This window comes from Asanoa siamensis (assembly GCF_016862555.1).
In the GTDB taxonomy this organism is placed as follows: domain Bacteria; phylum Actinomycetota; class Actinomycetes; order Mycobacteriales; family Micromonosporaceae; genus Asanoa; species Asanoa siamensis.
The window spans coordinates 12157-25712 of record NZ_BONE01000063.1; the positions used below are offsets into that span (position 1 = coordinate 12157).

The 13556-nt window shown below is 73.1% G+C and carries 12 protein-coding genes; 7 read left to right on the forward strand and 5 right to left on the reverse strand.

Annotated elements, in window-relative coordinates; translation table 11 throughout:
- Positions 1–13 precede the first annotated feature (13 nt).
- Positions 14–703, reverse strand: coding sequence for a VOC family protein (locus Asi02nite_RS30110; RefSeq protein WP_203717382.1), 690 nt, complete (start codon positions 701–703; stop codon positions 14–16).
- Between the two features lie 139 nt (positions 704–842).
- Between Asi02nite_RS30110 and Asi02nite_RS30115 the strand changes: the two genes are divergently transcribed.
- From Asi02nite_RS30115 to Asi02nite_RS30125, 3 genes are all read left to right on the forward strand, one after another.
- Positions 843–1868, forward strand: a complete 1026-nt coding sequence (locus Asi02nite_RS30115; protein WP_203717383.1) for a DUF4331 family protein — start codon at positions 843–845, stop codon at positions 1866–1868.
- Positions 1869–1936: 68 nt separating this feature from the next.
- Complete coding sequence (locus Asi02nite_RS30120) at positions 1937–2692, forward strand: SDR family NAD(P)-dependent oxidoreductase (RefSeq protein ID WP_203717384.1); 756 nt, start codon at positions 1937–1939, stop codon at positions 2690–2692.
- 55 nt (positions 2693–2747) lie between these two features.
- Positions 2748–3560: an MmyB family transcriptional regulator gene (locus Asi02nite_RS30125; protein ID WP_203717385.1), complete on the forward strand. Its 813-nt coding sequence runs from the start codon at positions 2748–2750 to the stop codon at positions 3558–3560.
- Here the strand turns inward: Asi02nite_RS30125 and Asi02nite_RS30130 are convergent.
- The gene (locus Asi02nite_RS30130; protein ID WP_203717386.1) at positions 3541–4383 is read right to left on the reverse strand and encodes a TIGR03621 family F420-dependent LLM class oxidoreductase; all 843 of its coding nucleotides are present in this window, start codon (positions 4381–4383) and stop codon (positions 3541–3543) included. The genes Asi02nite_RS30125 and Asi02nite_RS30130 overlap by 20 nt on opposite strands.
- A gap of 148 nt (positions 4384–4531) precedes the next feature.
- Here Asi02nite_RS30130 and Asi02nite_RS30135 point away from each other — a divergent pair, with 148 nt between their 5' ends.
- The gene (locus Asi02nite_RS30135; RefSeq protein WP_203717387.1) at positions 4532–6472 is read left to right on the forward strand and encodes an N-acetylmuramoyl-L-alanine amidase; all 1941 of its coding nucleotides are present in this window, start codon (positions 4532–4534) and stop codon (positions 6470–6472) included.
- Between the two features lie 42 nt (positions 6473–6514).
- Here the strand turns inward: Asi02nite_RS30135 and Asi02nite_RS30140 are convergent, their stop codons facing one another.
- Positions 6515–7426 carry a phosphotransferase gene (locus Asi02nite_RS30140; protein WP_203717388.1) on the reverse strand — a complete coding sequence of 304 codons (912 nt, stop codon included), beginning with the start codon at positions 7424–7426 and terminating at the stop codon, positions 6515–6517.
- Between the two features lie 78 nt (positions 7427–7504).
- On the opposite strand from Asi02nite_RS30140, the gene Asi02nite_RS30145 reads away from it, so the two are divergent.
- From Asi02nite_RS30145 to Asi02nite_RS30155, 3 genes are all read left to right on the forward strand, one after another.
- Complete coding sequence (locus tag Asi02nite_RS30145) at positions 7505–9139, forward strand: APC family permease (RefSeq protein WP_203717389.1); 1635 nt, start codon at positions 7505–7507, stop codon at positions 9137–9139.
- A gap of 221 nt (positions 9140–9360) precedes the next feature.
- A complete protein-coding gene (locus Asi02nite_RS30150) occupies positions 9361–11040 on the forward strand; it encodes a hypothetical protein (RefSeq protein ID WP_203717390.1) in 1680 nt (559 codons plus the stop codon).
- Positions 11041–11169: 129 nt separating this feature from the next.
- A complete protein-coding gene (locus tag Asi02nite_RS30155; protein ID WP_203717391.1) occupies positions 11170–11736 on the forward strand; it encodes a hypothetical protein in 567 nt (188 codons plus the stop codon).
- A 142-nt stretch (positions 11737–11878) separates the two neighbouring features.
- Here Asi02nite_RS30155 and Asi02nite_RS30160 read toward each other — a convergent pair whose 3' ends face one another.
- Together Asi02nite_RS30160 and Asi02nite_RS30165 are read right to left on the reverse strand one after the other, a co-directional pair.
- Positions 11879–12853, reverse strand: coding sequence for a polysaccharide deacetylase family protein (locus tag Asi02nite_RS30160; protein ID WP_239127244.1), 975 nt, complete (start codon positions 12851–12853; stop codon positions 11879–11881).
- 85 nt (positions 12854–12938) lie between these two features.
- Positions 12939–13550 (reverse strand): class I SAM-dependent methyltransferase, encoded by a 612-nt coding sequence (locus Asi02nite_RS30165; protein WP_203717392.1) that lies wholly within the window; start codon positions 13548–13550, stop codon positions 12939–12941.
- Between the last annotated feature and the right edge of the window lie 6 nt (positions 13551–13556).

Genomic DNA, 13556 nt, shown 5'->3' on the forward strand with positions numbered 1-13556 from the left:
CGGTCACAGGCTCCTAGGTCGCGGTCAGGTGGAACTCGTTGCCGTCGGGGTCGGCGAGCAGGATCGCGTCGGCGTCGATGACCGTGGCACCGAGCGCGACCAGGCGGTCGACCTCCGCGGCCAGATCGCCGGCCGGCACGGCGAGCGTGAAGCGTTGGCGGTTCGTGCCGCGTTTCGGGGTCACCGGGGGGCCGCCCCAGGCGACCTTCGTGCCGCCGTGCGGAGACTGGATCGCCGTCTCCTCGTGCTCGTCCCAGACCAGCGGCCAGCCCGTCGCGGCGCTCCAGAACTGGCCGACCGCCCGGGGACCGTCGCAGGCGACCTCGCCGAGGAAGCCGCAGCCGGCGAGGAAGTTGTTGTCGGGCGGGATCACGCAGAACGCGTTGCCCTCCGGATCGGCCAGCACGACGTGCGGTTCCTCCGGTAGCTGCCCGACGTCGAGGTGACCGGCACCGAGCCCCAGCGCCTTGTCCACGACGGCCCGCAGGTCGCCGGCGGCCTCGCTGGTGAGGTGCAGGTGGATGCTCCGGGTGGGCGTGGCGGATCTCGCGGGCCCCGGGACGAAGCGGAGGCTGACCTGGGCCTCGTCGCCGGGGACCAGGGCATCCTCGACGATCTTCCGGTCGAGCAGGTCGGCCCAGAACCGCGCGAGCCGCGCCGGGTCCCGGGCGTCGAACGTCACTGTCAACTGTCTGGCACTCATCCCGGCAAGCTAGGCGCGCTCCGGCGACAGAGGCAACGCGATTAGGTCTCAGCCGTACGGGGGACGCGGGCGGCGCGGCGTCTCGCGGCGGTCGCGGTCGCGGTAGTAGACCGGACGGTGATCACCACGGGGGCTCACTTTGTCGCATCACCTGGATTCCGAGCTGGCGCGCCGGGACAGCCGGATCGACCTCACCGACCAGTACATGTTCCGCGGCACGAACGGCACTGTGCTCGTGATGAACGTCAACAGCTCCATCCTGGGTGCCGACTACCGGGCGGGCTTCCATCCGGAAGCGCGCTACGAGTTCAAGGTCCACTTCGACGGCGAGGCCGTCGAGGATCTCACCTACCGGGTCACGTTCGGCCCGGCCGAGGACGACGGCCGGCAGCGGGTGGTGCTGGGGTGCCTGCGGGGCGGCGACGCGCGCGGTGACACGGCGGAAGGCATCGGCCTGGCGTCGGGCCGTACGCACGAGCCCCTGCACGGCCCGGCGGGCATGCGGCTGTGGGCCGGCGTGGTCCGGGACCCGTTCTACAACGACCTGACGCTGCTGTCGGCGCTGATTCCGGCGGTGAAGGACGGCACGCGCCCCGACCTCGGCGACTGGCGCCCGGACAAGGCCGAGAACGGCATCGCCGGCACCGAGGTCCACTCGATCGTGCTGGAGATCCCCGACGGCGAGCCGTACCTGCCCGGGCGCGACATCGCCCTGTGGACGGTCACCAAGCTGCCCACCGACTTCGGGGGCTGGCAGCAGGTCAACCGGCAGGCCACGCCGATGCTCTGGCCACTGATCCGGACGTCCGACCCCGTCTGGGCCATCGACGCCAACCGTACGCACCCCGGGCACGACGTCCACGACGACGGGGAGCGGCTCACCGGCGTCATCGCCGCGGTGGTCGCCGCCAACCGGACGTCGCTGAGCCCCCGGGCGTACGCGGAGACGCTGGTCCGCCGGCTGCTGCCGGACCTGATGCCGTACCGGATCGGCAGCGAGGCCAACTTCGGGCTGTCCGGTGTCAACGGCCGGAGCCTGGCCGACAACGCGGTCGAGACGATGTACTCGCTCGTCTTCAACGCCGCCATCTCGGTGGGACTGCGGCCGGAGGACAACGCGGACACCCGCAGCGAGCAGTTCCCGTACGTCGTCGCCATCCGGTAGCCACGCTCTCGGGGGGCGCGGCTCCGCGCGGTCTGGTTGCCGTCCGCGCGGCGGTCGAGGGTGGACGCATGGATCTGGGACTCAACGGCCGCACCGTCATCGTGACGGGCGGCTCGGGCGGGATCGGCCGCCACATCGCACTGGGGTTCGCCGCGGAGGGGGCCGACGTCGTGGTCACCTACCGGCGGGAGCGTTCGGACGCCGAGGGCGTCGTCAAGGAACTCGACGGGGCCGGGCTGGCCGTGCCGTTCGACCTCGCCGCGCCCGACGCGGCCGCGCGGCTGGTCGAGGCGGCCACCGCCTGGACCAGCCGGGTCGACGTGGTCGTGAACAACGCCGTCCACTGGGGAGCGACCACGCCCGACGAGGACGGGCGGTTCGAGACCGTGCCGGACGACGACTGGCTGGCCGTGCTGCGTACCAATGTCGAAGGGGCCCTGGGCCTCACCCGCGCCGCGGCACCCGGAATGCGCCGGCGCGGCTGGGGCCGGCTCGTCCACCTTTCGTCGAGCGTCGCGGTCAACGGGATGCCGGGCGGCGAGTACTACGGCGCCGCGAAGGCGGCGCTGCACGGCTTCAGCCGCTCGGCAGCCTTCAGCCTGGGCCGTGACGGCGACATCCTGTCCAACGTCGTGATGCCGGGGCTCACCCGGACCGCGCGCAACGGCCCGATCGTCGACGTCGCGGGGGAGCGGCTGAGCGAGATCGCCCCGATCGGCCGCCTGCTGGACGCCGCCGAGGTGGCGAAGGCCGTCGTCTACCTCGGCTCCGCGGCCAACACGGGGATCACCGGCCAGGTGATCGCGGTGACCGGCGGCTCGTGACCGCCGTCCTCGCCGGGGGCGGCTGAGGTGGGCCGTGCCCGGCTACCGTTGCGGGATGAGCGAGCTGGGCACCTTCCTGCGGAGCAGGCGCGAGGCGGTCGCGCCGGCGGACGTCGGCCTCCCCGCGGGCCGGCGCCGGCGCACGCCCGGCCTGCGCCGCGCCGAGCTGGCCATGCTCGCCGGCGTCAGCGTGGAATACCTGGCGCGCCTCGAACAGGGCACCGACCGCCATCCCTCGTTGCAGGTCCTGCACGCGCTGGCCGACGCGCTGCTGCTCGCGCGGGAGGACCGCGAGCTGCTGCTGCTCACGGCCAAGAGCGCCGGCGGCCTGCGCTGCCCGCGGGCCGATCCGGCCAGCGCTGTCCGGCCGACGGTCCGGCGTCTCCTCGACGGTCTGGAGCCGCTGCCGGCCGTGCTGCTCGACCGGCTCGGCGACGTGCTCGCCCACACCAGGGCGTACGAGCGGCTCGTCGGTCCGATCGGCCTGCTCGACGACCGGCCGGCGAACCTCGTGCGCTACCTGTGCACCGACGACCGGGCCCGGACCGCGTTCCCGGACCGGGAGCGGATGGCCGGCGAGCAGGCCACCGTCCTCCGCCTCGCGGCCGGCTCCGGTGACGAGGCCGCGGTCGCGCTGGCCGCCGAGCTCGGGGCGGCCCCCGGCTTCACCCGGCGCTGGGAGATGCCGGCCTCGACGGGCGTCGAGCGCCTCGTCCACCCCGACGTGGGCCTGCTGCGCCTGGCCTACGAGACGCTCGACGTCGCCGCCGACGGTCAGCGCGTCCTGGTGTACCTCCCGGCCGACGAGCCGACGGAGGCCGCGCTCGACCGGCTGGCCCGCGACCTGGTCACCGCAGCAGGGGGATGACCTCCGCGAACAGGTGCATGTGCGGCTCGAGGACGCTGACGTAGCTGATGCCGTACGTGTCGCGGTAGTGCCCGAGCTTGTCGGCGATCTGCCGCGGTGAGCCGACCAGCACGCCGGGCAGGTCGACGAGCTCCTCGGCCGGGCGGCCGCTCGCGGAGGCCACGATCGAGAGGTCGAGGTCGTCCACCTGGGCGCCGACCGCCGCCACGAACAGGTTCAGCTCCAGGTCCGCGAACCGGTCGCCGGCCGCGGTGCGGACGCGGTCGACGCGGCGGGCGAGCGCCTCCTCGGGCGTACCCGGGCCGAAGCCCGCCGTGATCGGGAAGCTGATGATGTCGGCGGTGCGGGCGGCGTACTCCAGCAGCCTGTCGCCCGCGGCGGCGATCATGATCGGCGGCAGCGGCCGGTCGGGCTCGGCCAGCAGCAACTCCTTCGTCTCCGCCAGCACCTGCTGGAGGCGGCGCAGCCGGGACCCGGGGGTGCCGAACGGCAACCCGGCGGCCGTGAACTCGTGCTCGACGTAGCCGGCGCCGAGGCCCAGCTCCAGCCGTCCCTCGGTGAGCCGGTGCGCGTCCGCCACCTCGCGGGCCAGGTAGGCGGGATGCTGCACGCCGGCGTTGAGCACGTAGGTGCCCAGCCGCATGCCGGTCACGTCGGCGGCGGACACCAGGGCCGGGAACGGGGCCGCCATCCCGAGGTGGTCGTTGACGAGGAGCACGTCGTACCCGAGGCCCTCGATCTCCCGCGCCCGGGCGTGCCAGACGGACCTCGAGGTGCCGATGTTGATGATGCTGGCTCCGAAGCGGAACGGGCGAGCGGCCATACCCCCGACGCTAGGCGGGTCGGCGGCGCCACGGCGGCAAACGCCGGTTGTGAAACTTAGTTACGAAACATGCGTACGGCGTGGCAGCTATTGACGTGGTCTCCATCGATGGAGGAAGGTGGCCCGAGGCTATGGCGGGAGGCGCGGCATGCGACGGACCCTCAGTTATCTCTCCACGGCGGTGCTCGCGCTCGCGGGGCTCACCCTGGCCGCGCCGGCGGCCGCCGCACCAGCGGGCAGGCAGCAGGCGTACGCGGCCGCGGCAGCCGAGTTCGGCGTGCCGGAGAGCGTCCTGCTCGGCGTGTCCTATCTGGAGTCCCGCTGGGACGTCAACACCGGCAAGCCGAGCACGAGCGGCGGGTTCGGCCCGATGCACCTGACCGACGCGGCGGCGGTGCGCCCGGCCGGCGGCCACGAGCACGCCGAGGACCGGCGGGGCGACGACAGCCGCCCCTCGCCGTCCGTGGCCGGCACCGTCGACCCGGCACCCCTGGCCGCCTCGCTGCAGACGCTCGCCGCGGCGGCCACGCTGACCGGCGCGGACGAGGCGGCCCTGCGCACCGACCCCGCGACCAACATCCGCGGTGGCGCGGCGCTGCTCGCCTCCTACCAGCAGGCGCTGGGCGCGCCGACCGGCAGCGGCAGCGACCCGGCCGCCTGGTACGGCGCGGTGGCCCGCTACTCGGGCGCCGACACCGCCGAGGCCGCGACGACGTTCGCCGACGAGGTCTACGCGACGATCGGCACGGGCGCGGCCCGCACCACCGACGACGGCCAGACGGTCAGGCTCGAGGGGCGGTCGGTGGCGCCCCAGCGAGCCCTGGCCGACCGGCTCGGCCTGCGTGAGACGACCCGGCCGGACGGGCTGGAGTGCCCGGTGACCGTCTCGTGCGAGTGGATCCCGGCGCCCTACGAGCAGTACGGCGCGACCCCCGGCGACTACGGCAACCACGACCTGTCGGAGCGCCCGGCGCGGCAGAAGATCGAGTACATCGTCATCCACGACACCGAGGGCTCCTACGACACCACCCTGCGGCTGGTGCAGGATCCGACCTACGTGAGCTGGCACTACACGCTGCGCTCGGCCGACGGGCACATCGCCCAGCACGTGAAGACCAAGGACGTCGCCTGGCACGCGGGCAACTGGGACGTCAACGCCCGCTCGGTCGGCCTCGAGCACGAGGGCTTCGCGGCCGACGGCGCCTGGTACACCGAGGCGCTCTACCGGTCCTCGGCCAAGCTGGTCCGCTACCTGTCCAAGCGGTTCGACGTGCCGCTCAACCGGCAGCACATCCTCGGCCACGACAACGTCCCCGGCACCACGGCGGCGACCGTGCGCGGCATGCACTGGGACCCGGGGCCGTACTGGGACTGGTCGCACTACTTCGACCTGCTCGGCGCGCCGCTCTGGTCGACCGGCACCTCGCTGACCGGGCTGGTGCAGATCGCGCCCGACTACGCCACCAACCAGCCGGCGTTCACGGGCTGCGTCACGGCCGGCGTGCCGTGCGCGCCGCACGGCTCCTCGTCGGTCGTGCTGCACACCGCGCCGTCGGCGGACTCGCCGTTGCTGACCGACCTCGGGCTGCACCCCGACGGCGCACCGTCCACGATGCACATCTCCGACCACGGTGCACGCGCCTCGACCGGGCAGACGTTCGCGCTCGCCGGGCGCCAGGGTGACTGGACGGCGATCTGGTACCTGGGGCAGAAGGGCTGGTTCCACAACCCGCGCTCGGCGCCGACGGCCAACTGGCAGCTCGGGCTCGTCGCGGTGCCCAAGCAGGGCAAGGCCACGATCCCCGTGTACGGGCGGGCGTATCCGGAAGCCGCGGCCTACCCGGCCGGCGTCCCGGTGCAGGCGATCTCGCCGCTGCAGTACACGCTGGCGGCCGGACAACGCTACGCGGTCGGGGCGGTGCTGCCGGGGCAGTACTACCGGGCGACCACGTTCGCGGCCACCTCACCCGGTGACTGGACGGTCATCCAGGGCGACAAGACCTATGTGGAGATCCAGTTCGGCCACCGGGTCGCGTTCGTCGACAAGGCCGACGTCGACCTGCGCCTGTCGATCGGGTCGGGCCGATAGTCGAGCGGCCGCCCGGTGCATCGGGGCCTCGGGCGGCCGCTGTCACCGCACCTCGTCGAGCAGCCTGACGATCGCGTCGGCGGTCAGCGGGCGGGCCAGCATCGCCTCCATCCGGGCGGTCGCCCGCGTGCGGTCCTCCTCGGTCGCTGCCGGATCGAGTGCGCGCCGCCCGTAGAAGTCGAGCAGGTGGCCCTGCACGGCGAGCGCCATCGCGAAGTCGTCGCGTTCCGGAGGCGGGCCGCCGTAAGCCGCCGCGGCGGCCTTCGCGCCGTCGCCCAGATCCCAGAGGAGGGCCGCCAGTTCCCACTCGGGCTGCGCCGGGCCGCTGTTCTCCCAGTCGAGCACGACGAGCGCGCCGGCCGCGGTGCGCCGTACGTTCTCGGTGTTGACGTCGCGGTGGCAGGTGGTCGCCCGGTCCGGCGGCCGGATCAGCGCGTCGGCGTCGAACAGCGCGCCGAGGTGAGCCTCGAGTGGCGCGGACCAGGACGCGCCGGCCGCGCGCGCCGACGCGGCCAGTGCCTGCCAGCGCTCCCGGCCCAGCGGCGCGGCGAACCACTCCACGACCGGCCCGCGCGCCGGATGCCCGACGCGGTGCAGCCGGGCCAGCAGCGCGCCGAGGTCGGCCGGGTCGGCTCCGGTCGGGCCGAGGTCGACCCACTCGTACACGCGGAAGACCGCCTCCGGACCACGCACCGTCACGCAGCCGTTGGTGGTGCGCACCGGCAGCGGCAGCGGGATGCCCGCCGCCGCGGCGGCGACCTGGAACGCGACGTCGTCGTCGGCGGCGGCCTCGGCGACCGGGACCAGCGCCTCCTTGACAGCCCAGGTGCCGCGGTCGGTGTCGAGCCGCCAGATCCGGCCCAGCTCACCGCGCGCCGCGTACACCGGCGGCTTTGCTGCCGGGCCGAGCCCGTAACGCATGGTCACCATGGCCGTGACCTCGGTCGACATCATGCCGATCATTGTCCTTGACGTGGGCGGGGAAGGCGATCAATATCCACTCGGTTGATGTCCACTCTGGAGGCGCATGCCATGTCCGCAACCCCTCGCGCCGTCGGCGCCGAACCCACCGCGAAGCTGGCGGCCGGCCGGCTCGGCGTACCCGCGGTGCTCTTCTTCGTGATGTCGGCGGCGACCCCGCTGACCGTGGTCGCCGGTGTGGTGACCACCGGTTTCGCCACGACGGGCCTGACCGGCATCCCGGTCGCGTTCGTGGTCGTCGGGTTGGTCCTGGCGGTGTTCTCGGTCGGCTACGTCGCGATGGCCCGGCACATGGCCAACGCGGGCGCGTTCTACACGTTCGTCTCGCGCGGCGTCGGCCGCCCGGCGGGCATCGGCGCCGCGTGGGTCGCACTGGTGGCCTACAACGCCCTGCAGGTCGGCCTGTACGGCGCGATCGGCTCGGCGGCGGGCCCGCTGCTCGACGAGTGGTTCGGGATCAACCCGGACTGGTGGGTGATCGCGCTGGTCTGCTGGGCTCTGGTGGCGGCGCTCGGCGTGCTGCGCATCGACGTCAACGGCACGATCCTGGCGGTGCTGCTCTGCGCCGAGGTGCTGATCATCCTGATCTACTCGTTCGCGGACCTCGGCAGCCCGGCCGGCGGCGCGATCAGCACGGCGACGCTGGACCCCGGCAACCTGTTCGGCGACGGCGTCGGCGCGATCCTGGTGCTGGCCCTGCTGGGCTTCGTCGGCTTCGAGGCGTCGGTGGTGTTCTCGGAGGAGGCCAAGGACCCGAAGCGCACGGTACGCACGGCGACGTACGTCGCGGTCGCGGCTACGGCGGTGCTCTACACGTTCGCGTCGTGGGCGATGACGGTCGCGACGGGCCCGGACAGCATCGTGGACCGGTCGCAGCAGGAGAGCGTCGGGCTCATCTTCGGCCTGGCGGGGGCCAACCTGGGCGAGGCGTGGGTGACGATCGGCGAGGTGCTCTTCGCGACCTCGATCATCGCCGCGATGATCTCGTTCCACAACACGATCTCGCGCTACATGTTCGCCCTGGGCCGGGAACGCGTGCTGCCGGCGGCGCTGGGCCGGGTGGCGGCGACGACCCAGGCGCCGCGCAACGCGTCGGTGGTGCAGACGGTGATCGGCCTGGCGGTCATCGTGGTGTACGCCCTCGGCGGCTGGGACCCGACGGTCCACCTGTTCTTCTGGGGCGGCACCTCCGGCGGGCTCGGCGTGCTGTTCCTGATCACGTTGACGGCGGTGGCGGTGTTGCTGTTCTTCCGCCGCGACGCGCGGGGCGAGTCGCTGCTGTCCCGCCTGCTCGCGCCAGGTTTCGCGGTGGCCTTGCTGGCGGTGGTGGTGGTGCTCGCGGTGGCGAACTTCGACGCCCTGCTGGGCGTGGCCCCGGACAGCGCACTGGCGTGGGCGATCCCGGCGGCGTTCGTGGTGATCGGCCTCCTGGGCGCGGCCTACGGCGTGTGGCTACGCGGCAGCCAGCCGGAGGTCTACGCGGCAATCGGCTCGGGCGGCAGCGGCGAACGACCAGTGCCGAACGCCTCCGCGGCGCCGGCCGGGTCTGCGGCTGACGACGCTTCTGCGGCTGCCGACGTTTCGGCGGCGGCTGCCGGGTCTGAGGCGCCTGCCGGGTCTGCGGCGGCGGACGCCTCCGGCGAGCCGGGTACAGACGGTGCGCCGGGCGACCGGAAGGGCAACTGACGATCCACATGCGCCGGTAGCCGGCCGGCGCGGCTGGGGCCGGCCGGTCGTTCGCGGCGACCGCGACGACCGGTGGGGTGCGGCGGGGAGTCTTGTGCTCCCCGCCGCCGTACGTTGGAAGCGCCTGTTTGGTTGCTGTCAATTCGTCGATAGCCGCCGGGCTGAACGGGGCCTAAGCTCCGCTTGCCACATGGCGTATCCAACTATCAACGGGGGCAAGAATGCGCATTCGCCATGGCACCATCACGGTTGCCATTGCAAGTCTGCTCGTCGCCGGGCTGCCGGCGGTCGCGACGGCGTCCACAGTGGGCGCTCGCGCCGCCACGATCGTCGCCTCGCCCACCAGCCTCGATTTCGGTCCGAGTGATGTCGACGTCGACGGGCCGTCGCTCAAGACCCTGATCGTGGCCAACGGCACCGGGCCGGTGACCCTGGGCGCGCCGACGATCGGCGGCCCTACGCCGGGGGCGTTCAGGATCTCCGGCAACACCTGCACCGGCGTGACGCTCGCGGCCGGCCAGCGGTGCGAGGTCGCGATCACGCCGCGCGCCACCGCCGACGGGCCGCAGACGGCCACGCTCCTCGTGCCCAACAACAGCGGCACCAACCCCTTGGTCGTGCCGCTCTCGCTGCGGGGCGAGGTGACACCGCGGGGCACCTTCTACCCGATCGGTGAGCAGCGCCTGCTCGACACCCGCCGCGGTGTCGGCGCGCCCGCGCGGCCGATCGGCGCCAACCGGGCCATCGCCGTGCAGGTCAGCCGGATCGCCGGCGTGCCCCGGGTGGGCGCGTCCGCGGTGGTGCTCAACGTGACCGCCACATCGGCCACCGCGAACTCGTACCTCACGGTGTATCCGACCGGGGTGCCGACCCGCCCGACGGCCTCGTCGCTCAATTTCGTGCCGGGCCGGACGACCGCCAACATGGTGACCGTGCCGCTCGGCGCGGACGGCAAGGTCGACATCTACAACGCCAACGGCTCGGTGGACGTCGTCGCCGACCTCCTCGGCTACTACGCCTCCGACAACTCGATCCCGAACCACGGGGGTGCGCTCGGCTCCGCGTACCAGCCGATCGATCCGGTGCGCATGCTCGACACCCGCGAGATCCTGCCGGGCGGGCTGCCGGGCGGCCACTACATCCGCGCCGCGGCGACCTGGGGTCCGGAGGTCGACTCGCACGTCAAGGCGTTCGTCGTCAACGTCACCGCGGTGACGCCCCGCGACGGCGGCTACCTGACCGCGTTCAACGGCAGGTCGAACCCGTACATCGACACGTCCACGCTCAACTACGCGCCGGGCCGCAACGTACCCAACCTGGCCGTCGTGCAGGCGTTGCCGTGCGCGGACTGCGGCGGGATCACGGGCTGGCCGTCGATCGCGGTCTACAGTTCCGCCACCACCCACGTACTCGTCGACATCGTGGGCTTCTTCGACGATTCGTCGCTGCCGGGCGGCCTGCGGTTCACCCCGCTGACCCCGACCCGGATCGCGGACTCGCGTACGGGCCTGGGCGTGCCGAGCCGACTCGGCGCCGACGACTCGGCCACGGTCGTCCCGCCGGCGACGGTCCTGACCCCGGACACGGCGGCGCTGTCGATGAACGTGACGGCGGTGCGGGCGAGCCGGACCACGTTCCTGACCGTCTGGCCGGCCGGCACCGACATGCCGACGGTGAGCAACCTCAACCCGGCCACGGGCCAGACCGTCGCGAACGCGGCGCTCACGGCTCTTGGCACGGGCAACGCGTTCGAGGTCTACAACAGCCTGGGCAGCGTCGACGTGGTCGTCGACGTCGTGGGCCGCCACTGGGTCTACCCGGGCACGGACACGGCGGCCGGCGCCCGCGGCAAGGCTCCGGCACCGAAGGTCTCCCACGGCCCGGTCGTCCGCGGCCACTGACCGCGCAGGAGCGGTCCGTTCCCCACGAGGGAACGGGCCGCTCCTCAGGCCGCGCCGGTCGGCCGGACGGCGGCTGACGGCCGGACGGCGGGCGGGAGAAGCCTTCCGGCGAAGCGCTACGATCAGATCATGATCACGGGGGAGATGGTCCCGCCGGCGGTTCGACGTCAGATACCCGCGGTCGTGGTCGTGTCCACAGTGCTGCTGTGGCTCAGCGGTTTCGCTCGCCTGGCCCTCGCCACGACGGGCCTGGTCGAGGACCAGGCCTACCTGGCGGCCGTGGATACGGTGGAAGGACTCGGCGGCTTCGCCGCGGTGCCGGTCCTCGGCGTCCTGGTCAAGGCCGCGATCCTGGTCCTGGTCGCCTCGGCTCTCGTGGCGCTCGCGCTGATCAACCTGCGCGGCCTCCGCTGGAGCCGCATCGCGACGTGGACACTGGGCGGGCTGGCGCTGCTGGTCACCACCGCCGGGGTGGGGTTCGGGCTACTGGCGTCCTTGGATGACGCCGAAGGCGGGCCCACGCTCGACTGGGCGCAGATCTACCGGCTCGCCGACGCGGAGATCCCAGCTTGGGTCGGTCCTGTCTCGACGGTGGCGGAGATACTGGCACCGTTGGGCCTCGTCGCGGGCTTGGTCCTGCTGGCCGTCCCGGCAGCCAACGCCTTCTTCCGCAGGCCCGGCCCCACGTACGCGTGAGCCGGGCGCCGGGTTGTCGTCATCGTGGAGGCGACCGACGGCGGCGGGTTCCCGCTGACCCGCTACGACCGGGTGACCGTCACGGTCCTCGGAGCCGGTGCCGGCCCCCGGGCTCGACGGCCCGGGGGCCGGACGGCGCCGCTCAGCCGCTCGTGCAGGAGCGGATCTGGGCGCGACCGCCGCTGTTGCCGTTGAACATCGTGGTGAACCCGAACGTGCCGCCGCTGCCGTTCGACCGCATCGTCAGTACCGTGCCCGTGCTGTCCAGGCTCGCGGTGCCGTTCCAGGTGGTGACGATGCGCTGGGGCGCGGTGACCGCCGCCACGACCGTCCAGTTCGTCGCGCCGCTGACCGTGACGCTCGTGTTGTAGCGGTCGCCCCAGACGTTGGGCGTGCTCGTCGAGGCCGAGCAGGTGCCGCCGCCCGGTGGCGGAGTGCTGCCGCCGTCGGGCGCGACCGCGCGGCCCGTCGACGGCGAGATCATGCCGGGACACAGGTTCCGGCTTGTCAGGTTGGCCATGATCTGCGGGATCGCGCTGCGGGTGTTGGCGATGCCGTCATGCATGAGGATGACCTGGCCGTTCTGCAGGCGGCCGGCCGCGGAGACGATCGCGCTGACGCTGGCGCCGTTCCAGTCCTGCGAGTCGACGTCCCAGATCACCTGCCGCAGGCCGAGCGATGAGGCGACCGACTGCAGGGTGCCGTTGGTCTCGCCGTACGGCGGCCGGAACAGCTGCGGTCGTACCCCCGTCGCGGACTGGATCGCGCTGTTGGCCTGCGACAGGTCCGACTGCATCTGCGCCTGGCTCATCGAGGTCATGTGGGCGTGGTTCCAGCTGTGGTTGCCGACCCACATGCGGGCCGCGACCTGCGCCTGCGCCGCCGACCGGTTGTTCTGCGCGTTCTGCCCGGTGTTGAACATCGTCGCGCGTACGCCGTGCTGCGTCAGCACGCTCAACAGCGCGCTCGTGCTGCCGGTGGGACCGTCGTCGAACGTGAGCCCGACGTAGCCGTCGCAGGTGGCCGCGGCGGCCGGCGTGGCCGTGGTGACGAGCCCGCCGAGCGCCACGACGGTGGCGACCATCGCGAGCCGGGCCGTGTTCCTGAGCCTGGACATACGAGGATGTCCTCCTTCGGTGTTGCGCCGCTCGGCCCGCGGTGCTGGATGGGGCGCCGAGTATTGCCCCAGCCATCGACAACGGTCAACTGTTTCCGAAACCACCGTCCCGCCGCGCGTGCAGGGCGAGCCAGTCCCGGAGGCCGGCGTTGCGGCGGACCCGGCGCACCGCGAACCCGGCGGTCGCCAGCAGGGCGGTGAGGTCACTCTCGCGGTGGTACGTGAACCAGCGCCGGAGGGCCGAGGCGTAGTTCGTCGCCACCTCCCAGTCGGCGCCGTCGCCCTCCGCGACCTGGAGATAGAGCCCACCGCCCGGCCGGACGACCCGCGCGAACTCGGCGAGGGCGGCCGGCACCGACGCGCGGGGCAGGTGCAGCAGCGCGGCCTGGCACCAGACGGCGTCGACCGAGCCGGTGGCGACCGGCAGGTGCCGCATGTCGGCCTGCGCGACGCCGCCGCGCCCGCCGGTGCGGAGTTGGCCGATCGACAGGTCCACGCCGGTGACCTGGAAGCCGCGTGCGCGCAGCAGGTCGATCTCGCGGCCGGGTCCACAGCCGACGTCCAGCACACGGGCGCCGGGCGGCAGCGCCTCGGCCAGCCCGTCCAGGTCGACCCGCAGGCGGTCGCCGACCGGCGACTTGCGCCGCGCGTACTCGATGGAGATCTGGTCGTAGGTCTCGATCGTCTCGTCGCTCACGGCTGA

Bases quoted from the DNA above. Each gene is read 5' to 3' on its own strand.
- Asi02nite_RS30160 (WP_239127244.1), bottom strand. From the start codon at position 12,853: ATGTCCAGGCTCAGGAACACGGCCCGGCTCGCGATGGTCGCCACCGTC.
- Asi02nite_RS30140 (WP_203717388.1), bottom strand. From the start codon at position 7,426: ATGATGTCGACCGAGGTCACGGCCATGGTGACCATGCGTTACGGGCTC.
- Asi02nite_RS30135 (WP_203717387.1), top strand. From the start codon at position 4,532: ATGCGACGGACCCTCAGTTATCTCTCCACGGCGGTGCTCGCGCTCGCG.
- Asi02nite_RS30130 (WP_203717386.1), bottom strand. From the start codon at position 4,383: ATGGCCGCTCGCCCGTTCCGCTTCGGAGCCAGCATCATCAACATCGGC.
- Asi02nite_RS30150 (WP_203717390.1), top strand. From the start codon at position 9,361: ATGCGCATTCGCCATGGCACCATCACGGTTGCCATTGCAAGTCTGCTC.
- Asi02nite_RS30110 (WP_203717382.1), bottom strand. From the start codon at position 703: ATGAGTGCCAGACAGTTGACAGTGACGTTCGACGCCCGGGACCCGGCG.
- Asi02nite_RS30120 (WP_203717384.1), top strand. From the start codon at position 1,937: ATGGATCTGGGACTCAACGGCCGCACCGTCATCGTGACGGGCGGCTCG.
- Asi02nite_RS30145 (WP_203717389.1), top strand. From the start codon at position 7,505: ATGTCCGCAACCCCTCGCGCCGTCGGCGCCGAACCCACCGCGAAGCTG.
- Asi02nite_RS30125 (WP_203717385.1), top strand. From the start codon at position 2,748: ATGAGCGAGCTGGGCACCTTCCTGCGGAGCAGGCGCGAGGCGGTCGCG.
- Asi02nite_RS30155 (WP_203717391.1), top strand. From the start codon at position 11,170: ATGATCACGGGGGAGATGGTCCCGCCGGCGGTTCGACGTCAGATACCC.